Here is a 23,566-nt window from a genome sequence, read left to right as displayed (position 1 = left end):
ACCTCAAAGATGCTTTACTTTCCTGGCTTTATAATCGAAACCATCTCTCCAAAATCAGCATCTAGCTTAGTTCCGATGCGATACAAAACGGCCATACTAACAAACTCTCCCCTGCCCATTTTAGATACTGTTGCAGGAGACAATTCACAAACTTCGGTTAGCTCTTTTTTATTCATATTCTTATCTATTAAAATCTTCCACAATCCATTGTAATTAGCTTTCATATTCTCACTCCTTAGTTACAAGTTTATGAAGTTATTTTATATTATAATATCTTATATCATTGCTTTTGTATATTCTTAGAAAACATTTGGCTATCTATCCTATGATTTCAATATATGAATAAATTAAATCGTCTATTAATAATTTTACGATATTGTTACTCCTACTCTATTTATAACCTAAAAATCCATCTTGAAACAAAAAATTTGAGTCTTCTTTGTTACTTCTATAATAATTCAATTGCTTACCTTTAAAATTCATAACTATCTCTCATGAAAATACCCCCTTTACTGTTTGTCCAGTAAAAGGGGGTATGATGGGATACCATATTTCGGCAATCTTATAGCCAGAATTATTTGTTATTCTTATTCCCACTCAATTGTAGCAGGTGGTTTTGATGTAATATCGTACACGATACGGTTGATGTGTTGTACTTCGTTTACGATACGACGGGAGATTGTGTCCAATACGTCGTAAGGGATGCGTGCCCAGTCAGCAGTCATGAAGTCTGTTGTTGTTACGCCACGCAATGCCAATGTGTAATCGTATGTACGGAAGTCACCCATAACGCCTACGGTACGTGTAGAGGTTAATACTGCAAAGTATTGGTTGATATCGCGATCAAGACCAGCTTTTGCAATTTCATCACGGAAGATGTAGTCCGCATCACGCAAGATGTCGAGTTTCTCTTTCGTGATTTCGCCCATTACGCGAATAGCAAGACCAGGACCTGGGAATGGTTGGCGCCATACGAGGTAGTCAGCCAAACCTAATTCAGAACCAAGTTCACGCACTTCGTCTTTGAAGAGGTTGCGCAATGGTTCGATAAGGCCTTTAAAGTCTACAACTGCAGGCAAGCCGCCTACGTTGTGGTGAGATTTGATAACTTCTGCTTCACCAGTACCTGACTCGATAACGTCAGGGTAGATTGTACCTTGTGCTAAGTAGTCAACAGAACCGATTTTACGGCCTTCGTCTTCGAATACGCGGATGAATTCTTCGCCGATAGCTTTACGCTTAGCTTCTGGATCTTCAAGACCAGCCAATTTATCTAAGAAACGTTTTTCTGCATCTACGCGGATGAAATGCATGCCGGAATCTTTGAAAGCTGCTTCAACTTCGTCACCTTCGTTTTTACGCATTAAACCATGGTCAACGAAGATACAGGTCAATTGGTCGCCAACAGCTTTAGAAATAAGAGCTGCTGCAACAGAGCTATCTACACCGCCGGACAATGCCAACAATACTTTGCCATCGCCTACAGTGTTACGGATTTCTTCAATAGCAGTCTTTGCATAGTTTGCCATTGTCCATGTGCCTGCGAAACCACAGACTTCGTACAAGAAGTTGTGAAGCATTTCTTTACCATGTTCAGTGTGCAATACTTCTGCATGGTATTGCATAGCGTATAATTTACGATCTTTGTTTTGCATAGCAGCTGCAGGGCAGTCTTTTGTATGCGCAATGATTTCGAACCCTTCAGGAACTTTTGCTACATAGTCAACGTGGGACATCCAAACAACTTGGTCTTCATCCAAGCCTTTGAATAATGGGGATGTATTGTCCACTTTAGTAGGTGTTTTACCGAACTCACGGTTATCGGCAGATTTAACTTCGCCGCCCAATGTATGCGCCATAATTTGCATACCATAGCACATGCCAAGAACAGGAATACCAAGTTCAAAAATCTCTTTTTCGATTTTTGGAGAGTTTTCTTCATACACGCTGTTAGGACCGCCTGTGAAGATAATACCTTGCGGCTTTAATTCTTTAATTTTTTCCAGCGCTTTGTTGTATGGATATACTTCGCAGTATACGTGATTTTCACGAACACGGCGCGCGATCAATTGGTTATATTGACCACCAAAGTCAACAACAATTACAAATTCCTTGTTTTCCATGCCTTCCTCCATATGCATCTTTGTGAAAGTATATTCACTATTATTTATGCCCATCCATTTCTGTACTGGGGAGCGCGTTTTTTCGATTCAAACGCTAATTTTTCATTACAGTTTATTATACCATACGAAGTATTCAGACTCCATATATTCCGTATGAAAATTATAAATAAGTTTTTAATGTTCGGATTTTTAACATTCTTAACGTTCGAATTTCCAACATTCTTAAGATTCGGACTTTCAACATTCCGAGTTCTAACTATTACTCTTTGGAGTCTACCGTTTTCTAACTATCACTCTTTAGAGTCTCCCGTTTATGCATCTTCACGGCCCCAACGGGACAGATTGAATAACAATCCCCACAGCCGATACAGCCTGTACCGATATTAAAGCGAGTCATTCCTTCAGTGATGCATTGAACAGGACAATCCTCAGCACAAGCACCACACTTAACGCAAGTATCATCGATCGTAAACTTTAGATTTCCCATTATACATCACCTCCTATATCTAAAACTGCTACATCAACATTACTACATCATTGCTACATCAATGATATATGTTTTTCCAGATACTACCAGTTAAAAGTATTTATTTTTAACTGGTAGTATCTCAAATATAGACATATCTAATCTAATCTCATCTACTCTGATGTAATCGAAACGGAATTAAAGCTATTTAGTTTTATTTAGCTCATCGTTATGTGCTATGGCGGAGTAGATTGCTTTTACCACGCCTTGGTGGTTATTGTCTGTCGTTTCGTACCGTGCTGCTTCTTTAATATTTGGCTTGGCATTGCCCATGGCTACGCCGGCGCCTGCGAATCGCAGCATAGACAGATCGTTTTCGCTATCCCCTAGTGTCATTACTTCGTCTGGGCTAAAGCCCCAGTGTTTGGCCAAGGCTTCTACGGCTGTTCCCTTTGTAGTGTGAGGCAATACGAATTCTAAATTGCCTTCACTAGAGAGCAGTACATCGTAAAATCTTTCACGGCCTGTACCATCGTGAGATAGACCTTGGTATTCATCGCGCAAGTCTTGTAAGATCCGTTGACGCATCGGTTCATCACCGTAGAATATTTGAATTTTCTCAGGACCTTCGTCTAAAGATTCCATATGAGCTAGTAGATCACATACCATTGTACGCGTTGCTAAGATAAAGGGACGAATATTAGGTCTAAAGAAGAAATTAGACTGTTCTACTTCACATTCGGACATAGTCGCTTTTGCCGCTTCATCACTTTCAGCAAGAGCATAGTGATCATGGGTTTCACCAGGTAGATGTTCGTCAGTTACACCAAATTGAGGATGATTCATTGAGCTAGGTAGATGATTATCCATGAGTCTATCCGAACCCTTTTTATTAGGGGCTTTACACTCACTAGCACAGGCGCTTAATCGTTCAGGTGTAATGCATCTGGACGGTGGATACATACCAAAGATTTGGTCTTTCACATAGGCCTCTACATAGACACCGTAGGTTAAGAGTTTACGCAACAAGTATAGTGCTTGTTCCTTATCAAAGTTAACGTGGAATAGGCTGCGGTTTTCATCCTTGTCCATCACATAAGCGCCGTTTGTGCACATAAAATAGCGCAAGCACGGCAATTTTTCGATGACATCATTCATCTCATTCCAGGCACGACCAGAAGCGATGGCTACGCGAATGCCACTTTCACGAGCGGCACGAATAGCCTCAATAGCCTCATCAGGAATTGCTTTTGCATCGTTAACTAATGTGCCATCAACATCAGAGGCTATAAATTTAATAGGCTTATCACCCTTGAGACCTATGTAGTTTTTAATTTGTAATGTTTCAGTTGAGGACATGAAGCCTCCTTTAATACAGTAGTATATAAATAGATAAAGAATTAAATAGATACACAGTTCTCTAGACACACAGTTATCTAGATATACAGTTATCTACATAAATAGTTGTATATATAAATAATTAAACAGATAAAAATGTATTTCTACTCAGCAAGATATTTCAGTAGGATATTAAAGTTTATAAGGTGTAAAATATAAACTAAAAGAACAGTTAGATTGAAATCAAAACATAGATTGGAAGCGAGATAATATGCATATAATAATCGATCGAGATGCTGTTTGTGCAGCCGATGATGTTAGTTGGCATCGCGAAGAATTTACCGTACCAGATGATATATCCATAGCCGGTTTATTCGAATTTCTTGAGCTTAAGTACATTCCGGTCATCGCTGGAAACAACGTGGTATGGGCGCTCTACCACCACGATATTGAGGTAGGAACCTATTTCACCAAGATTCAAAGTTTTATCAATGGCAACATGCCATTATCGTCTATTATCAGTAATTCTGAAGGAGGCAATGAATTCTATCTAAGATATTACAGCTCGCCCCATCGATATAGAAAACACGGTATTAGCATTGGCCCCTTATCTAAATGCTAGTTGGTGAGATTGCATACAAATAAAATTATTTAGATGCATTAAATTCAGCTACTTAGATGCATTAAATTCAGCCACAATCTCTTCTAATACTGTTGGGTTTTCTACCAAACTTAATAATGTACGACCAATAATATTAGCACCATCAATGATGGTTTGTTCAATTGTAGGTTCTAGCATGGCAGCGGCAAATTCTTTAGAGTGGCACACTTTATCGTCCCCAGCAAGTCGTAATTTAGGGTGGAACGCCGCACATTGATAGCTTACATTGCCAATATCAGAGCTGCCACCGAGGGCTGCTGCTCCCGGTTCAAAGTCTAGACCCATGTCAGCCATTACTTCTTCGATGAGCGCTGTACCGCGATGGTTTTGGTTCATATCATCATAAGGGTTGCCATAAAACTCAACATCTACTGTTGTACCTGTACAAAGGGCAGCACCTTCAAAGATTTTTTTAATCTGTTCAGATAAACCGTTCAAATAGTCACGTTCTGTATGACGCACAGTGACCTCTAATTCACCATATGGAGGAATGACATTGGACGCAGTACCGCCAGCGATGATCCAAGTACCGATGCGCGTTTCAGGGCGTACTTGTTGGCGCATCATATCCATAGCATGAATAGCGAGTTGTACGCCGTTCACCGCATTGACGCCGTTCCAAGGCTCGCCTGCTGCATGGGCTGGTTTACCGTGGAATTTAGCGCGGAAACAATCGAGGGCCAAGAATTGTGAATTAGGTCGCGTTTCCTCTCCATCGAGGTGAACCATGATAGCAAAATCATAGTCTTTAAATACATCGGCATTGCACATATCTACCTTGCACCCCATGGCTTCTTCGTCTGGTGTGCCGATGATATCGATATCCATGTTGAAAGCTACGCCGTCTTGCTGCATTTTATGGAGTGTTAATGCTGCTAGTATGCTCATAGCACCACTCGCGCAGTGGCCGCACGCATGACCTACTTCAGGCAATGCATCGTATTCACATAAAATGGCTAAACGACCTTGAGGGTTGTCTACTTTTACAACCGAGGCCTTGAAGGCTGTTGGTAAGTTACAGAATTCATAAGTTACATCCATGCCATGTTTTTCTAAAGTAGCGCCAATAGTCTTAACAGACTCGAACTCCTGACTAGATAGCTCAGGGTTATTTGCTAATGTATAATTCACCGCAAAAGCATCTGGGGCGAAGCTTTTACAAAGATCGGAAAATGTATTGGTAAGGGACATATGGCCTCCAGTGATAAATTAATATATATAAATTAATATAACAATCTAGGATATTCTTAAATTAACATAATCATTAAGGGTATTCTACCTCGTAAATCACAAGATTAAGTAGAAAGCATCCTAAAATATGAAAGTCATGTATTCTTAATTATACAATGTTATTGCCTATTGGTGTAAAATTCCGTACAATATAAACAGAAATGTATAAACCATGTATATGGATGTTTGAGGAGGATACTATGTTTAAGTTCAAAAAATTGACAGCCATCGCCCTCGTAGCGGTAGCAGCATTGGGTTTATTGGCTGGTTGTGGCAACGACAAACCAAAAATGACACAACAAGAAGGCGTATTGCGTGTAGGTTCTGAAACTACATTCCCACCATTCGAATTTACTGAAGGCGAAAAATACGTTGGTTTCGACGTTGATTTGTCCGAAGCAATTTCTAAAAAAATCGGTCTAAAAATGGAATTCAAATCCATGGGCTTCGATGCTTTGATTCCAGCTGTTCAATCTGGCGATATCGACATGATTGCTGCCGGTATCAACGCTACACCGGAACGCGAAAAAGTATTAGACTTCTCCGATGTATACTTTGACCAAGGTGGTTTCATCACAGTTGTTCGTAAAGACAACACTACAATCCACAACATGGATGAATTGGCAGGCAAAACTGTAGGTGCTCAAATCGGCACAATCCCTGTTGAAATGGCTCAAAAAATCCCTGGTACAACAGTAAAACAAATCGATTCCAATGCTAATATCTTCATGGAATTGAAAGCTGGCACAATCGATGGCGCTATCATCGATAACGCAGTTGCTATGTACTACCTCAAACAAGGTGCTGACCAAGACCTTAAACTCGTAGGCGAACCTACTAAATCCCCAGGCACAGTTCTTGGCGTGAAAAAAGGCAACAAAGCTTTACAAGATGCTGTTAACAAAGCTCTTAAAGAACTTAAAGAAGACGGCACTTACCAAAAAATCTACGACAAATGGTTCGGCGATTATAACAAAAAATAATAGTGATTCCAAGGAATTAGGATAAGTATATCCCCTCTGAAAGATTTCAGATTTCACAGCAACGTAAATCAAAATCTATGCAGAGGGGATTTTTTGTTTAATTTATTTTCTCTTTCACCGCACTAAGCGTTCGTTATATAATAAATATATATTCTATTGTATAACAAGGAGGCCTAATGGCACAGTACTTTACGGAACGCCTACAAAAGGTCTTCCACATGATTTTTAGATCTTATAATCAAAAAGCGGCTCAAGAGGGTTTGCGTCAGCTTGAACTTATCGTCAACAATCAGCAAGATGCAGTGTCAACTGATCATCGCGCCTTGCGAAACGATATGTCTACTCTTCTTGAAAGCGAAATTAATACCAAAGAGGATGCCCTTACAATCGCTAATGATCCAGAAGCACGGGAGCTAGGTGATGCATATACCCTTTTAGCACGCGTTTATGCAGGCCCTCGCTTTACTTGGGAGGAATCTAATTTCCCAGAGGACAATATGCGTACCTATCAATGCTTACACGATAGTATTCGCCGTTGCAGTCCTATTGGTACCTTACAAGCGTTGCGCATTAAAGGTTCTATTACGCCAACTGTGGAAAAGGATATGCAAATCTCCTTTGATGATGCATTCCGCATTGTCCACGATTATGCAGCGCAAGACGATGCCTATTGCCAGTATGTAATTGGTAATGTATTTTTCTGGCGCGACGACAATCGCATTGAAGCAGCAAAAGATATGATTATGCCAACTCCTCTAAGTTTGGCAAAACGTATCCAACGAAGCCTACAAGGTGGTTCCATACACGATCGTATTGCGACTTTACAAGGGACAATACCAGACGAGAAACTGCAAGAAAACGCATCAGATTTGGCGAAAAGATGGCTTAATAAAGCGCTCTATAATGGGCTCGCCATGTTCCAAGGAAATTTGCGTAACATCTATATCGACGAAGGCGACTTTGAGAACGCTCGCCGCGTAGCTAGAACGGCAGCAAACCTTGGCAATCCAGCCATGATGCTCTATACAGGTCTCGACTGCCATGAAAATGGCAACTTTGAAGATGCTTTCACTTGGTTTACTAAAGCAGCCGCCTTAGGACAATCTGAAAGTATCGCCGAGTTAGCAGACTATTACTATCATTTCTACGATGCTAAAGAATTGCGTAGCACCATTCCTTACGATCCAGTTAAGGCAATCGGTCTCTATCGCCGTGCCGCTACTAAGAACTTTAGTGATGCTGGGTATGCCGCATTACAAGCGGCTTTTGGCTATATCTTTCACATCGGCCACCTCCCTCTAGACTGGGGACTCATTGCAGACTTAACGCATATGGCGGCGACTAAAAAACGCTTTATGTTTGCCTTACCATACATTGGTTATATGCGCATCCACGGTTTAGGCGTGACGAAAAATATGCGCTTTGCCGTTCAATCCTTACTGCGCGTCTTAGATGAAGAGCAACGGGCCTTTGAAGAGGAAAATCGGGTTCTCTTCTACGATATTACGCGCGCCTTAACACGGGTTGCTCTCGGCTATGCCTATGAAAAAGGCTATGTAACAGGCAAGCCAGACCTTGATCAGGCTGTATCCTATTACGAACAGTCACATCAATATATCTTGTCCCATAAGGCAAACTTAGATGAAGAGTTAAAAGATATCCCTATCGATGACGAAGGAGCAGAGCGATTAGAGGCATTTGAGGAAATTGATGGTCACTGGCAGTATAAGGAAGGCATTGCAGAGTCTACTACTACGGTGCGCCCTAGTCCTACTACGTGGCCTCAATATGCAGCTCGGTTATCGGTAAACATGGATGACTTTCTGTGGGATACCACCTTATATGATTGGCAAACCATAGAAAAGGCCTTAACAGCCCAAGATGAAATAAAGTTAAGCTTTTACAATCATTTCCTATCCGTTCCAGACAAATTGCGCAACATTTTTAAGTTAGATGTTTTTCGTATGCCTCGAGATATGTATCAAGTGCGAATACACGGCTACGACCCTACGGAAGGGCAAGAAATCATCTATCGTACGGTAATTAATAAGGATGCTACACGCGATCTATTGAAAGACCTCTACGATAATCATGCCTTACCTAATCTAGTAGACAACTGGTCCATCGAAAAAAGCGAAGAAAAACCGACGTGGCACTACGTACTCGATGTAGATCAACAAGCTTTCTTGCTCGAAGAATACGACGATGCGAACGCTATGATTCAAACTGCATTGCAGGGCCTAAAAGAAAAAAGGTACGAACAAATTAATATTCGTACGCATGACTTTGTAGGTCCATCCTATTTCATTTTTAAAGGCAATCAAGCGAATCCATTTAGAGTGCAGCTCTATCTGAAAGAATCTGTACGTCACACCATCGATAAGGATGGAAACCAAGAAGATACTCCAGGCAACACCTATTTATTTGAACAATACGTAGGCAACGAAGTATCCTTGAACTATTGGATTCAAAAAACAATCAATACCTTAGAAATCCCTGAGCTAGACAATTGGAAAAAACTCAGTGTGCCTAAGGCATTACAATAAAAATAACCAAGAATATAAAAGGAGCTAGTACACAAAGTACTAGCTCCTTTTTATAACCTATGAATAGACTAAACTATTATAAATAATCATAAGCGTAAAATACGCAAAACGCCTATAAACCTACATCGGTAACACCATGATCATAGTTTTCTTCCATAATTTCTTGTACAACCATATCACTACGATGAACTTTATCAAGCATCTTAGCGCGTGCTGTTGTAATAGCACTTTCACTATGTTTACCACCATGCCAAGCAAACTTAGATGTACCAATTGTATAATTCAAAGTTGCATAAGGACCGCTCAAATGATGGGATGCTGTTTTGTAACCTACATCAAGGGTAAGATGTGGTGTAATATGGAGTTCTGCACCTAATTTAAACCCTTTAATATCGTCGCGTTTATTTAATTTATAATAACCTACCCTTACTGTATCTCTTCCACGCCAGTTATAGTAGTCCGCATAGACACGAGCCCAACGAGCATTTTTAAATGTTCTCGCATAGCCAATATCATAACCCCGAGCTACAGTATTTTCACTTAGGATCCAGTGATTTTCGTAATCGACCTTAGCATAATTATAAAGACTAGTATCATCATCTCTACCATATGGATACAGGCCAGTAGGATCATACCACGTACTAGTTCGACCATGAAGGCCTGTATATTTTCTTTCATTAGACCCTAAGTTTTTATAAATATTGGCATGGAATTCATTAAGTCCTACCACATATTCCAAGCCACCACTAACACGTTTATATCCATTTTTAAATGCATGGTCATAGAATGCATTCACACCAACATAAGCATGTTCACCTTTGCTAAGACGACGATATCCTACACCAACATTAGCATTTATACCTAGAGATTCTTGTTTCTTCGTTTCACCCTCATGAACTGTGAAAGTCCCTGCCGGTCTATCTGGAACCCAATAGTTATTTAATTTATTAGAGGATATCTTTTCACCACTACGTCCTATACGCCCTTGTACAAAAAACACACTTTTAGTATGTTCATCATAATGAGTTACAGGTTGTAATGTCTCAATGTATAACTTGTTGAGTTCTGTAGATTTAGATTTATCAGAAGACCCAACAATAGGATGATTTTCCCAAGGCATAAAATTATGATATTGATGGCTACTCGACCCTTCAGAGTGTTTCATACCAACCCCAACAACCACATCTGTGCGATCCATCCAATTAGAACGAACAGCTTCATGTTTAGCCTCATTCACTTCTGTAGTAGAATCTGCAATACCTTGTCCATGCCCATTGGCTGCCATTCCTGTAATAGTAAAAGCACATCCTATAGATCCTAAAACTAACGCCTTAATGATTACGTTTTTTCTCATGACTTACACGCTCCCCTCGTTTTGCATAAGAAGTAAAACCACACAACACTGTACGCACTTCACGTTCATTTCATGGTTTATTCATCTTAATTATAGGTACCCTATTTTCCATAGTCAATACAAAGCCCTATAGTTAAACGATAGTTAAAGATTCTCTAAATCATTATGTTACAAATTGATTTCTATTTTCAGGCAAAAGAAAAAGACCACCGCAAGCAGGGTGGTCTTTTTTCTGGGGAATGAAATTGTTATTTGAATAAAGGCAATAAAGCGTTAGCTAAACCAGTAAGCGCTGCCAAGATTGCTTTAACGATTGCTGCAACCATTTCTCTTCCTCCTTCTCATATAAGAACAAGAACTAAACTAACTATAAACATCTTAAACCAGGAAATTAGTTTTTACATGAAATGCGTAAAAATTTACACATTAAAATTTCATGAACAAAACGATAAGGTCTTAATTGATATAAATAGTTACATGAGAACGATAGCATGCAATGAATTCATAAATTTCTATAAAATTTTAATGTTTTGTAAAGAAAAGTACATAGGAAGCTTACATCTAGCCATGATACATCCATGATACATCTAAGAAAACAATCAAATATGCAAAAACCCTTCTCTGGTACACATTAGTTTAAAATAAGCTAAATGTGTTAGAGAAGGGTTTTCTATTTAGATATTACACAATAAATAATTCATAGATTGATTCATACGATACATTCTTCTATCTGTGATTATAGATTGTGTAGTTTTTTATCTATAATTATAGAGTTTTTACAACGTCTGCACAGCGATCGCAAAGTGTAGGATGTTCGCTATCTTGACCTACTGTATCGCGGTGGATCCAGCAACGTTCACATTTTTCAAGACCAGATGCAGCAACTACTGTAGCTACGCCTGTTTCTTCGTCTTTTACAGCCTCTGCTGGTGCAGCGCCGTTTACGATGTGAGCTTCGGATACGATAACAAGTTTAGCCAAGCCTTCTTCACCAAGAGCGTTCAATGCGTCGAATGCAGCACCTTCAGCGTATACTGTAACAGATGCATCTAGTGGGTGACCGATTGTTTTGTCTTGACGAGCAAGTTCCAATGCTTTTTGTACAGATGTACGCAAGTCTAACAATTGGTTCCATTTATCAGCCAATTCTTGGTTGAAGTGTTCAGGATGACCTTGTGGCCAATCTTGAAGCATAACGGATTCAGGCATGCCTTCTTCTTTAGGCATGTATTTCCAAACTTCTTCCGCTGTGAAGGAAAGTACTGGAGATACCATTGCTACTAATGTTTTTAAGATTTCATACATCGCTGTTTGAGCAGAACGACGAGCTACGTTATTTTTGCTTTCAGCATACATAGTATCTTTCATTACATCAAGGTAGATGGAGCTCAAGTCTACTGTACAGAAGTTATGAATTGCATGATACAACATGTGGAATTCATAGTTTTCGTACGCATCAGAAACTTTTTGACGTACTTCTTCTAAGCGCAATAATGCCCATTTATCGAATTCGGACATATCTGCGTAAGCCACTTTATCAGTATTTGGATTGAAGTCATCCAAGTTACCAAGCAAGAAGCGGAATGTATTACGGATCTTACGGTATACTTCGGATAATTGTTTTACGATGTCTTTGGACAAACGTACGTCTGCTTGGTAATCCGCAGAGGATACCCACAAACGCATAACGTCAGCGCCGTATACGTCGATGATATCACTAGGTGCTACTGTATTACCTACAGATTTAGACATTTTGCGACCTTCGCCGTCCACAACGAAGCCGTGTGTCAATACGGAGTTGTAAGGTGCCTTACCTGTTGTTGCTACTGCAGTTAACAAGGAAGAGTTGAACCAGCCACGATGTTGGTCAGAACCTTCAAGGTACATAGCACATGGTACTTCCAGATCGTTAACTTCAAGTACGCCAGACCAAGAGGAACCAGAGTCAAACCATACGTCCATGATGTCAGTTTCTTTTTTGAACTCATCATGACCGCAATGAGGACATTTGAAGCCTTCTGGTAACAATTCTTTAGCACTGTGCGCCCACCATGCGTCGGAACCTTCTACAGCTACTTTTTCAAGCAATGCAGACATAGTGTCGTCATTGATGATATGCTCGCCACAGCTTTCACAATAGTAAATAGGAATTGGCACGCCCCAAATACGTTGACGGGAAATTACCCAGTCACCGCGGTCGCGAACCATGTTAAAGATACGGTCATGGCCCCATTTAGGGATCCATTGTACTTGGTTATCGATAGCATCAAGCGCTTGTTGACGGTACCCATCTACAGAGGAGAACCATTGTTCTGTAGCGCGGTAGATAACAGGATTTTTACAACGCCAGCAGTGCGCGTATTGGTGGCGCAAGCTAGATTTGCTAAGCAATGCATTATTGTGTGCCAAGATTTTAATTACAGGCACCTCTGCATCGTGAATTTCTACGCCAGCCAATGGAAACTCAGTATCGCCATAACGATTGTCATCTACTTGTTTAGTATAGTTACCAGTTTCGTTAACAAGGGATACGATAGGAAGCTCAGCTTTGCCTTCTTTATTGTAACGTTGAACGATGTTAAAGTCGTCTTCACCATGTGCAGGCGCTGTATGTACACAACCAGTACCAGCTTCAAGTGTTACATGATCACCACATAATACAGTAGATTTACGTTCTACGAATGGATGTTTGAATTCAGCCAATTCTAAGTCTGCACCGGAGAAGCGATTTACGATTTCGTATTCTTCAATGCCGATATCTTTCATAGCTGCTTCAACAAGTTCAGTAGCCATCAAGTAATATTCTTCGCCTACTTTTACCCATCCATATTCAAGCTCTGGGTTAACGGAGATTGCTACGTTGGCAGGCATTGTCCAAGGAGTAGTTGTCCAGATAACAGCAAATGCTTGTTTTGGATCTACGCCAGCTGGCAATGTTACCTTTTTCTCGGATACGTAAGGGAATTTTACGTAGATAGAGAAAGATTTTTTCTCAGCGTATTCGATTTCTGCCTCTGCCAATGCAGTTTCGCAGTGAGTACACCAGTATACAGTTTTAAGACCTTTATAGATGTGACCGCGTTTTGCCATTTCGCCGAAGATACCAAGTTGTTTTACTTCGAACTCAGGGCGCAATGTCAAATAAGGGCGTTCCCATTCGCCTAATACACCAAAGCGAATGAAGTCTTGTTTTTGGTTTTCTACGCATTCTAATGCATATTCCTTACATTTATTGCGCAAATCAAGAGGTGCCATTTCATGACGGTTAAGACCAGTATTTTTGATAACCGCATGCTCGATTGGCAAACCGTGCGTATCCCAACCAGGGATATAGCGAGTATAATGACCAGTCATGGTTTTGTATTTCATGATGATGTCCTTCAACGTTTTGTTGAGGGCATGACCGATGTGCAATTTACCATTTGCGTATGGAGGGCCATCATGCAAGATGAAAGGTTTTGCGTCCTTACGCAATTCCAAACGTTTTTCGTAAATTTTGTTGTCTTCCCAGAATTTTAAGATTTCTGGTTCGCGCTTAGGCAAATTGCCGCGCATTGGGAATTCTGTTTCAGGCAAATGTAACGTCTTACCGTAATCCATGATGTGCTCCTTTTACATAAAAAAATCGCCCGTCCCCGAAGGGACGGACGTAATATCCGTGGTACCACCCTACTGACCTTCGTTACTGGTGAAAGCTACGCCCTGCTTTTCTTCGATTGTCAGACCATGCTAGTGCATGACTGTAACACATAAGGCGAGCCAATCACGTAAACTGTGAAAGCCACTTAGACATATAACGGTGTTCACCGGCAGGGTTCCTGCTTGCTCCAAAGTGATCCGCAAATCTCTAGATTTCCAAACCTTTCAGCCCATGAGTTTGGTCTCTACTAAATCCGTCTGAGACGTGCCGTCTTTTTCAACGCAATATTCATATAATAGATAATTATAGGGCTCAAATAGGGAAATTGTCAATAAGTAAACTATACACCTTCAGGTATATAGGTATCTTGCACTTTATCTAGCAGTTTAAAATTCATTGGTGTCCGAGCCAGCTCATTATATTGTGAAATTACCTCATGATATGCCTCTGCACTCTGATTAGCTACAAATGTATCAATAGCCGCATCAAGATTCTTAGCTTGATCAATCCGATTTTGTACCTCTACAGATGTGAACTTAGGTACAATTGCATTTGCTGCTTCCTTTTGGGCTTTCACCCATTGCACATCACTATTAGGCCCTTGGTCAATTATATGGCTAACGATATCACTATAGTACCCCATCATCTCAACCATATGAGCGCCATTCACTTGACCATTCGAACGCATCAACTCAATATCTTTATTACGTTCTTTTTTATGAGCAGCCGTAACTGCCTCATTTAACGCTTCATATTTTGGTTCAAATACATCTAATAACGCTGAAAGCTTAGCCAGTGTAGCTTGACTAAATGCATAATTATCTTTTTCATACTGCTTTGCTTTATAGTATGAATCTAAAGCCTTTACATCATTTACAATATCATGCAAGATAGGCAATAGAGCATCTGTTGTGCTTTCAAGATCCTCGTAAGAACGACCTGCTTCCTTAGCAGCTACTAATTCCTGTTCAAGACGCTCATAATCCTGTACCTTAAATCCTGTTAGTGGTTCATTTGCACCTGCCTGTTGCCAGATTAGGTCATATTGGCTCCCATATTTAACCTCATTGTAGTTAAACTCATTTGTAGCAGCCAAATAGAAGCGAAACACCCTCTTCGTCTCATCTTTTTTAATGTCTTTCGCTGATGAATCTTGACTATATTGCTTTAGATTATCTAAATTCCACTGACAACCACTAACACAACCTAATGTTACCAACACACAACCGACTAGCCCTAAGCGACGCCACCTATTTATACTACTCATACATGCTCTCCTATATACATTTAATCTTTAGTAAAACTATTGTAATAAAATAGTAGTATCAAAACAATATGCGACAATAAATAGACATCTAAATTGACTAAAAAGAAAAAGCCTACATACGTAGGCTTTCTTTGTAGATATGTTTATGCTTATGCAACGATGCCCATAAGGATTACTTCGAAGATAACGATACCGATGCATGCGAACATGAATTTGCGATCCATATCTTCAGATGGAGTTTCTTTAAGGCCAGTGCGAGCAGCTTCTTCAGCTGTGATTGTTTCATAGCTTACTGGGGAACCATATTGGTTATCGCCTTCGTCACCTTTTTGAGCGAGCAAGTAGATAACATAGATAATACCGAATGGAACTAAGCTAATTAAAAGCATCCAACCGCTTTTACCAATGTCATGTAAACGACGAACGCCAAGACCAATGGAAGGCAACAAAATTGCAACGTTGTATGCCATGGAAATAAGACCAACAACGCTTGCTAATGCAGTGTCCATAAAAAGTGCGCTCAATACATTAATGATACCAGCAATAACGATTGTGATACCATAGAAACGCCAGTATTCACTGCGGCTTGCACGGCCTTTAAAATTAGCAAAATTGCCCATAACCGTATGTTTGAAGTTATCTACATACGAAAGGTTTTTGATAGATAAATCTGTCATTGTATTCTCTCCTACAAAATAACAAATAAAATAAAAATAAAATCAAATATCATTATATCATTTTTATCTATCATTTTGAATTTCAATTTCTATATATTTTGGGAATAACATATGCATTACATTAACCATTTATACAATTATATTCTATAAAAAACTCTCCCTATAGCGAAGCTATAAGGAGAGTTATCATTTTACATCACACTTGTTGTAAGTAATTGATCCACCAAAAACCACAGTACAAAGATTGCACAGAGTAGTCCAGCTGTGAGACCCATAGTTGGTGTTGCATCGATAAGCCCGATTTCATGAGCCATTTGTTTTGTTAAGATTACTTGTCCTGTTGGAGAACCAAAGCGGTTTGAGTGGCTTTCACCAGGAAGAGCCATCAGAACCAATAGGATAAATGTCCCAATTACAGGCACAAAACCAATAAATACGAGGCCACCAGAACGACCTTGGTCGTGCAAGCGACGCACTGCAACAGCTACGCCAGGGATAACCATCACTACGGACAGTAGAACTAGGATTACTAAGCCGAAGCCTACACCTACTGCACTTGAAAGAGGGCTAATATAACTTAAAAAGGCACAGGTGAACAAAATCGCTACAAAGAGCAATTGATACATTAAAAAGAAATTCCAATATTCACTACGACTGGCGCGGCCTTCAAAGTCAGCATATTTATATACTAGACATTGTTTGAAGTTTTCAATCATGCCTAGATTATATTTATCTAACGAAATAGGGGCTTTGCGGACATGCCCACAGTCTGGGCAATAACGATCATTTCTCAGTACTTCATGTCCACAATATGGACAAGGTTTCATAATAAACTCCTTCCATCGACAGACAGGAACGTAAAGCTCATAAGGTCCTGTTGTACATAACACATATAGTAATTTAGATATTATATATTGCTTAATATCTATAATTTTGAATTCATCTTAATTTCATTTTACTACAAAGTGTTATATTGTCTATAAAAGAGTTGTTAAACTTTTATAAAATAAAATAATGAGTATGTTAATAAATACAGGAAGTTATTACATGTATCCGTTCCCGTTAAGACCAAACCATAATAGTTCACCTACTACATCTGCAATTTGAATGGATTGGATAAGGAAGATTGTAATCCCCATAATCCAGTCTTGACGGCGAGAAGGCGTTTCTTCAAGACCTGTTTCTTTACTTATATCAGATGTAACTGGGATATAACCTGTTCTTTCACCGTAAGCATTTTCCCCTTGATCACCGCGGCGTAATTCATAATTTAAGAATACAAAGAAACCTACAATGGGAATAAAGGAAATCAGCTGCGTCCAGCCACTGCGGCCAATATCATGCATGCGTCGCGCCGTAGCTGCTATATTGGGAAGCAGTAAAAATAAGGATATACAAAAACCAACCTTATCAACTATGCTTTCAAAATTAAGAAGGCCTAATGCATTACAAATCATAGCCAAAATCCCTAAAGACCCTTGAATCATTGTAACGCCTGCAATAAAGCGCCAATATTCACTACGGCTAGCACGACCGTTGAAGTTAGCATAGTTTTTGATACCTAGCTTGAAGGCATCGGTATAGTTTAAATCATATGTATTGATAGCTGCCATAACCTAGTCCTCCTCCACGTCTTCGATGCTAATAATGCCCCAGCCATTACCTGTGTTATACAAACGAACTAGAACAGGCTCTTGCCCTTTTTCAAAGGTCACTTTAAAACCAGTATAGTTGAAAGTATAGTCATCATCTTTATCTTGAGACACGTAATCGAGCTGAATCATTTCTACTTTAGGATGTTGTGCCTTCGCTACCGCTTGTTGCCACAGCTCAAACGTACCGTAGCGCTCCATTTCACGCACACTTAACTGGCGATAGGCAGCGTGATAATCCTCTTTACCAAGATTTTCATAGTACGCACTCACGATAGAACGAGCCTCTGTAGTAGCCGTTTCACTTTCTAACAAACGATTAGCCTTTTTCGTTAACGCACTAGGCTCTAAATTACCATAGGCAGTCTCTTCCACCATCAAATTATGGTTGATCATTGCACTACCAGCACTATTAACAAGCCAGCCTAATATTAATAAGCCCACAATAAACACGCCAGATACAGATTGCTTTTGTAACGTGTTTGCAGCATCGTTATATACGTTCCCCTCATTTTTATATACGCTTACTTCATTGTTATATACGCTTGCTTCATTGTTATATATGTTTGCATCGTTGTTAGATATATCTCGTCGATTTTGGATAGGCGATGTCCGTTTGCACAATAGATACAATAAAGCAAGCCATCCTAAGATAGGAACCAATAGTAAAATAATCAACATCGGATCATTATTAGAGTCTCGTAATCGTCTCGCCATGAGCATAATCGTCGGCAAGCATAACAAGATGGATAAAGTGATTAATATACCTCCACCCAAGGATACAGCATAAAGATATCCATATGGTATATAGCTTGCAAGGCCCGTAATGCATGTAATTAAACCATATATAAAGGATATGGCACTTATGGTTAGCCAAAAATCGGCTGTATTTGTTCGTCCCTTACTGTTCGCGTAGTTTTCTACTAGCTCACGATAGAGGATCTCATATACTCTCTGTTTCATAAAACTCCTACTATAATTTTAGATAATATACAAACATAGATAATCTTATTATACTATGATGTATCAACCTATTTTATTCATCTTTTCCTCATTAATTTTCTCTATACTTTAATTAGATTTTTTACAACTAAAATTCGTACAACTTATTATAGAGGAGACAATTATGAAAGCTAAATTAACTAAAGTAGTGGCTATGGCCAGCTTAGCAGCCTTCTTAACTGTTGGTATCGGTGCTAACGTAGCACAAGCTAAAGATTTTCGCTTCACTATCGGCGACTCCCCTCGCATGAAAAAAAATGCTGATGGCACAGTTGATAGCAGTGCTAATCCATGGTTCAAAAAAGGCGAGAAAAAACAAAAACATAAAAAACGCAAATTATCTGAGCGCGAAAAACACGATAAAAACAAAGTAGCAGAACGAAGCTATTATAGCATGCGCTCTGAATCTTCTAATGACTAAGCCCCTTTCATAATCAGTTCCCACTGGTTATATAAGACATAACTAAACTAACTAACAAAAGGACGTTATACATTGTATAACGTCCTTTTGTTGTAATCGTTTATATAGATTTGCTAGTTTAAAACATAGAGATTCTAGTAAGAGTTATAAACTGTATAGTTTCCACTAATCAGTATAATAATTATTTTTCCCTAATTTCTACGATTTGGAATTGCGTATATTTATTAGGTCGCAAAATCATAGTGCCACTGCGACGCTCAGTAAATGGTACCCCATCTTTTTTGCCGCTCATTATAATAGCAAAGGCGATTTGCACTTCATCCTTTGAGTCAGCTATGACTTCAAGTTTATCGTAGTCTACGCGGCGCACACCTTCATAGGCTTTAGCGAGGCTTTCTTTGGTTGGATATTTCTCCCGTTCGGCACCGCCGAGGCGAGCATGAGCATCTCTAAAACGCTCATTAACGACCTCTTCAAAGAAACGCTCCACAGAGATTCGAGCCTCAAGGCCATAAGACTTTTCTTGAGACTTTATCGCCTTAGAGTATCTAGCAGCAGCTTTAAACTCTCCACCTCGAATGACATTAAATACGCCTTCCGCAATATTATAATTGCCATACCACGCAAGGGCCATACTCACAAGGAGTACAGCTATCATCGTACGATCCGTAGAACGAGTGGGACTTGTAGAAATATCTAATCGAGCACTCAAGTTTTCATCGACAAGCTCAGTATACTGCGGTTTTCCAAAGCGATTTTCCTCTAAGTCCCCTGCTTTCACCGTCCAATTTAATAAAACTAATGGACCAATGACAGGCACTAACATAAGCAATGCAAGCCAGCCCGATTGATTCACATCGTGAAGACGACGAATCGTAATATTAACAACCGGAATAATCGTAAAAACAAGCATTATAAAAACTAAGAAAACCCAAGCAATAAATTGATCTGAATCATCTGCATTGGCCCAACCGATAAGAGCACATACCATGTACATAAGAGCCCATAGAAGTGCTATGACAAGCATAAATCGCCAATAGTTTCCCCGCGAAGAACGCCCACTGATAACGGTCCACTGTATGAGATAGGTATTGATAAAGTTATCCTTATACCCCATGTTATATCGTTCAAAATCTACAATGGTTACACCTGTTTGGCGGTGCACATTTGTATAAATAGGACCACCTAAGGGCCCCATATTCCCGCCACAACGTAAACAGACAGATTGTTCATCTGACCCTTCTTTACCACAACGTGTACAGCGTTGCATACGACCTCCTAAAACACTACTATAACCATTTTCGTAATATGCTGCATATAAGAATAGGGCCTATCATGATGATAGGTCCTATTTTTACTTGTTGCCTCTATTATATAAGGTAACTCTTTTATGCGCCAGCCTTTTGGACAGCTTGTTTCATAGATTGTACGTAATCAAATAATGCTTGGTCTGCATTTTCGCCGTGTTCTGCAACGATTTTAACGATGGCAGAACCTACGATAGCACCGTCAGATACGCGCGCCATAGCCTCTGCTTGGTCTGGTGTAGAAATGCCAAAGCCAACCGCTACAGGGATATCTGTGTATTTGCGAACCGTTTCAACGATGGATTTAATATCCGTCTTGATTTCGCTGCGCATACCTGTAACACCAAGGGAAGATACGCAGTAGATAAAGCCTTCTGCTTCTTTAGCGATCATTTCGATGCGATTTTCAGATGTTGGAGCAATCAAGGATACTACTTCAACGCCGTGTGTATTAGCAATGCTCGCTAGTTCGCCTTTTTCTTCAAATGGCATATCTGGCACGATAACGCCAGAAATACCCACCTCTTCACAGAGGGTAAAGAATTTCTCACGACCAAATACGTAAATTGGGTTCAAATAGGTCATGAATACGAGTGGAATCGTCACCGCATCATCGCCCGTACGTAAACGGCGAACCATATCAAAGATATCGTTGATTTTTACGCCTGTAGATAGAGCGCGTGTGCTCGCTTCTTGGATAACTGGACCTTCCGCCGTTGGATCGGAGAAGGGAATGCCGATTTCTACCATATCCGCACCGGCTTTCACCATAACGCGAATATAACGTTCTGTAGTCTCGATACCGTGGTCACCAGCGCTGATGAACGGGATGAATGCCTTGCCCTTTGTGAAAGCGTCTTTAATTTTACTCATGAAGATCCACCCCTCTGTATTTCGCCATAGCCGCTACGTCTTTGTCGCCACGACCAGATAAACAAATAATAATGATATCGTCCTTGCTCATAGTAGGAGCGATTTTACGAGCATGCGCTACTGCGTGAGCACTCTCGATAGCTGGAATAATGCCCTCTAGGCGAGACAAGTATTCGAAAGCATCTACTGCTTCGTCGTCCGTTACAGGCACGTATTCTGCACGGCCGCTGGCGTACAAGTACGCATGTTCAGGGCCGATACCAGGGTAATCAAGGCCTGCAGAGATAGAATATACAGGAGCGATTTGGCCGTCTTCGTCTTGGCAGAAATAAGATTTCATACCGTGGAAGATGCCCACAGAGCCCTTCGCAATTGTCGCTGCGTGTTCCTCTGTGTCGATGCCGCGACCTGCCGCTTCACAACCGATGAGGCGCACACCTTCGTCCTCGATAAAGTGATAGAACATGCCCATCGCATTAGAGCCACCGCCTACGCAAGCCATAACAGCTGCTGGCAATTTACCTTCCGCTTCTAGAATTTGCTCACGAGCTTCACGGCTGATGATGGATTGGAAATCGCGAACGATCATAGGGAATGGATGCGCACCCATTACGGAGCCCAATACATAGTGCGTATCGGACATGCGGTTTGTCCATTCGCGCATTGCTTCAGATACAGCATCTTTCAACGTGCTAGTACCGCTAGTTACAGCATGTACCTTTGTACCGAGCAATTGCATGCGATATACGTTGAGCGCTTGACGTTCACAGTCCTCTGCACCCATGTATACCTCGCACTCCATGCCCATCAATGCCGCAATAGTCGCCGTAGCAACACCGTGTTGACCTGCACCAGTTTCAGCAATAACGCGCTTTTTACCCATGCGTTTTGCCAATAACATTTGACCAATTACGTTATTCAACTTGTGAGAGCCAGTGTGGTTCAAGTCTTCCCGTTTTAAATAGATTTTAGCGCCCCCAAGATCCTCGGTCATGCGTTCTGCATAGTATAAAAGGGATGGACGGCCTGTATATTTTTTATGTAAATCCTCAAGTTCGCGTACGAAATCAGGATCATCTTTGTACTTGTTGTACGCCTCTTCCAATTCGATGACTGCATTCATCAATGTTTCTGGCATAAATTGGCCACCAAAGGAGCCAAAATAACCATGTCTTTGTTCACTCATATAACTTACCTTTCTATATATCATTCCTGCTAATGTGCCATATTATGACAGGGCTATTGTTCTTACGATGTTGGTGAAAGCTTTCATCTTTTCATTGTCTTTCACGCCTTCTGTTTCAATGCCGCTGCTAATATCGAGTCCATAAGGGCGAACCGTACGGATGGCACGAGCCACATTGGCACTATCGATACCACCTGCGAGCATAAATGGTCGTTCAAACTCATCTAAGGATGACCAGTCGAATACTTCGCCTGTGCCGCCCCGTTCGTCTTTGTGGTATGCATCAAATAAAAGTATATCAGCACTGCTATCAATCCATTTTTCTGCATCTGCAGCACTACGGACTTGAACAGCTTTCCAAACCTCTACATTAGACTGTTCTTTTAATATTTGGATGAAAGACTCATCTTCATCGCCATGAAGTTGAATCACATCAAGTTTGACTTCTTCAGCAATCTTAAGTAGGTTTTCTACCGTTTCGTTTACGAATACGCCTACCGTTTTAATATTCTCAAAATTAGGATTTTCTTGGACAAATTCCTTACTATCTTGTGCTGTTTCAGCATTCATTGGCACTTCAACTACACCATATATTTTTACGTATTGTTTATGAAGTTCTTCCACTAGTGTCTTAGCTTGCTCTACAGTCACTTGCCGTTTGCTCGGTGCAAATACAAGGCCCATATAATCAGGCTTAGCATCGACTATAGCAGGGATAGTTTCCACCTTAGAGATGCCACACATCTTAATCTTTGGCGTGTAGTATGTGGGACCATAGAGATATGCTAATTTTTCAACCTTGTTAGGAGAACGCATGAAGGTTTCACCCATCAAGGCTAC

The 23,566-nt window shown here is 40.3% G+C and carries 20 protein-coding genes; 4 read left to right on the top strand and 16 right to left on the bottom strand.

What is annotated here, in order from left to right; translation table 11 throughout:
- Positions 1-14: 14 nt before the first annotated feature.
- From KH364_RS03605 to KH364_RS03590, 4 genes are all read right to left on the bottom strand, one after another.
- Positions 15-224, bottom strand: a complete 210-nt coding sequence (locus KH364_RS03605; RefSeq protein WP_273298636.1) for a helix-turn-helix transcriptional regulator — start codon at positions 222-224, stop codon at positions 15-17.
- A gap of 363 nt (positions 225-587) precedes the next feature.
- Positions 588-2,123, bottom strand: coding sequence for a glutamine-hydrolyzing GMP synthase (guaA, locus tag KH364_RS03600; protein ID WP_273298635.1), 1,536 nt, complete (start codon positions 2,121-2,123; stop codon positions 588-590).
- Positions 2,124-2,406: 283 nt separating this feature from the next.
- Positions 2,407-2,610, bottom strand: coding sequence for a 4Fe-4S binding protein (locus KH364_RS03595; RefSeq protein WP_273298634.1), 204 nt, complete (start codon positions 2,608-2,610; stop codon positions 2,407-2,409).
- A 183-nt stretch (positions 2,611-2,793) separates the two neighbouring features.
- Positions 2,794-3,948, bottom strand: a complete 1,155-nt coding sequence (locus KH364_RS03590) for an HAD family hydrolase (protein WP_273298633.1) — start codon at positions 3,946-3,948, stop codon at positions 2,794-2,796.
- A 250-nt stretch (positions 3,949-4,198) separates the two neighbouring features.
- Here KH364_RS03590 and KH364_RS03585 point away from each other — a divergent pair, with 250 nt between their 5' ends.
- Positions 4,199-4,549 (top strand): hypothetical protein, encoded by a 351-nt coding sequence (locus tag KH364_RS03585; RefSeq protein ID WP_273298632.1) that lies wholly within the window; start codon positions 4,199-4,201, stop codon positions 4,547-4,549.
- Positions 4,550-4,597: 48 nt separating this feature from the next.
- Here the strand turns inward: KH364_RS03585 and KH364_RS03580 are convergent, their stop codons facing one another.
- Positions 4,598-5,779: an amidohydrolase gene (locus tag KH364_RS03580; RefSeq protein ID WP_273298631.1), complete on the bottom strand. Its 1,182-nt coding sequence runs from the start codon at positions 5,777-5,779 to the stop codon at positions 4,598-4,600.
- Between the two features lie 239 nt (positions 5,780-6,018).
- Between KH364_RS03580 and KH364_RS03575 the strand changes: the two genes are divergently transcribed.
- Entirely contained in the window at positions 6,019-6,801 is a 783-nt protein-coding gene (locus KH364_RS03575; RefSeq protein ID WP_273298630.1) for a basic amino acid ABC transporter substrate-binding protein, read from the top strand.
- Positions 6,802-6,977: 176 nt separating this feature from the next.
- Entirely contained in the window at positions 6,978-9,347 is a 2,370-nt protein-coding gene (locus KH364_RS03570; RefSeq protein WP_273298629.1) for a tetratricopeptide repeat protein, read from the top strand.
- Positions 9,348-9,459: 112 nt separating this feature from the next.
- Here the strand turns inward: KH364_RS03570 and KH364_RS03565 are convergent, their stop codons facing one another.
- The 7 genes from KH364_RS03565 to KH364_RS03535 all read right to left on the bottom strand — a co-directional run bounded on the left by KH364_RS03565 (position 9,460) and on the right by KH364_RS03535 (position 18,900).
- Positions 9,460-10,701 carry an inverse autotransporter beta domain-containing protein gene (locus KH364_RS03565; protein ID WP_273298628.1) on the bottom strand — a complete coding sequence of 414 codons (1,242 nt, stop codon included), beginning with the start codon at positions 10,699-10,701 and terminating at the stop codon, positions 9,460-9,462.
- 765 nt (positions 10,702-11,466) lie between these two features.
- Positions 11,467-14,301 carry an isoleucine--tRNA ligase gene (ileS, locus tag KH364_RS03560; protein ID WP_273298627.1) on the bottom strand — a complete coding sequence of 945 codons (2,835 nt, stop codon included), beginning with the start codon at positions 14,299-14,301 and terminating at the stop codon, positions 11,467-11,469.
- 380 nt (positions 14,302-14,681) lie between these two features.
- Positions 14,682-15,608, bottom strand: a complete 927-nt coding sequence (locus KH364_RS03555; protein ID WP_273298626.1) for a DUF3829 domain-containing protein — start codon at positions 15,606-15,608, stop codon at positions 14,682-14,684.
- A gap of 149 nt (positions 15,609-15,757) precedes the next feature.
- Complete coding sequence (locus KH364_RS03550; RefSeq protein WP_273298625.1) at positions 15,758-16,285, bottom strand: DUF805 domain-containing protein; 528 nt, start codon at positions 16,283-16,285, stop codon at positions 15,758-15,760.
- 191 nt (positions 16,286-16,476) lie between these two features.
- Complete coding sequence (locus KH364_RS03545; protein WP_273298624.1) at positions 16,477-17,112, bottom strand: DUF805 domain-containing protein; 636 nt, start codon at positions 17,110-17,112, stop codon at positions 16,477-16,479.
- A gap of 216 nt (positions 17,113-17,328) precedes the next feature.
- On the bottom strand, positions 17,329-17,898 hold the full coding sequence (locus tag KH364_RS03540; protein ID WP_273298623.1) for a DUF805 domain-containing protein: 570 nt from the start codon (positions 17,896-17,898) through the stop codon (positions 17,329-17,331).
- A gap of 3 nt (positions 17,899-17,901) precedes the next feature.
- Positions 17,902-18,900, bottom strand: coding sequence for a DUF805 domain-containing protein (locus KH364_RS03535; protein ID WP_273298622.1), 999 nt, complete (start codon positions 18,898-18,900; stop codon positions 17,902-17,904).
- Between the two features lie 163 nt (positions 18,901-19,063).
- Between KH364_RS03535 and KH364_RS03530 the strand changes: the two genes are divergently transcribed.
- Positions 19,064-19,360: a hypothetical protein gene (locus KH364_RS03530; RefSeq protein WP_273298621.1), complete on the top strand. Its 297-nt coding sequence runs from the start codon at positions 19,064-19,066 to the stop codon at positions 19,358-19,360.
- 181 nt (positions 19,361-19,541) lie between these two features.
- On the opposite strand, the gene KH364_RS03525 is transcribed toward KH364_RS03530, so the two are convergent.
- The 4 genes from KH364_RS03525 to KH364_RS03510 form a co-directional block, all read right to left on the bottom strand.
- Complete coding sequence (locus KH364_RS03525; protein WP_273298620.1) at positions 19,542-20,630, bottom strand: DUF805 domain-containing protein; 1,089 nt, start codon at positions 20,628-20,630, stop codon at positions 19,542-19,544.
- 118 nt (positions 20,631-20,748) lie between these two features.
- The gene (gene trpA / locus KH364_RS03520; RefSeq protein ID WP_273298619.1) at positions 20,749-21,540 is read right to left on the bottom strand and encodes a tryptophan synthase subunit alpha; all 792 of its coding nucleotides are present in this window, start codon (positions 21,538-21,540) and stop codon (positions 20,749-20,751) included.
- Complete coding sequence (gene trpB, locus KH364_RS03515; protein ID WP_273298618.1) at positions 21,533-22,726, bottom strand: tryptophan synthase subunit beta; 1,194 nt, start codon at positions 22,724-22,726, stop codon at positions 21,533-21,535. Before trpB ends, trpA begins: the two co-directional genes overlap by 8 nt.
- Positions 22,727-22,768: 42 nt before the next feature.
- Positions 22,769-23,566: phosphoribosylanthranilate isomerase (locus KH364_RS03510; RefSeq protein WP_273298617.1), on the bottom strand; the 798-nt coding region annotated here is incomplete at its 5' end.

This window comes from Veillonella sp. oral taxon 158 (genome assembly GCF_018376515.1).
Taxonomy (GTDB): Bacteria; Bacillota; Negativicutes; order Veillonellales; family Veillonellaceae; genus Veillonella; species Veillonella rogosae.
This window is presented reverse-complemented; position numbering and strand designations above follow the sequence as displayed.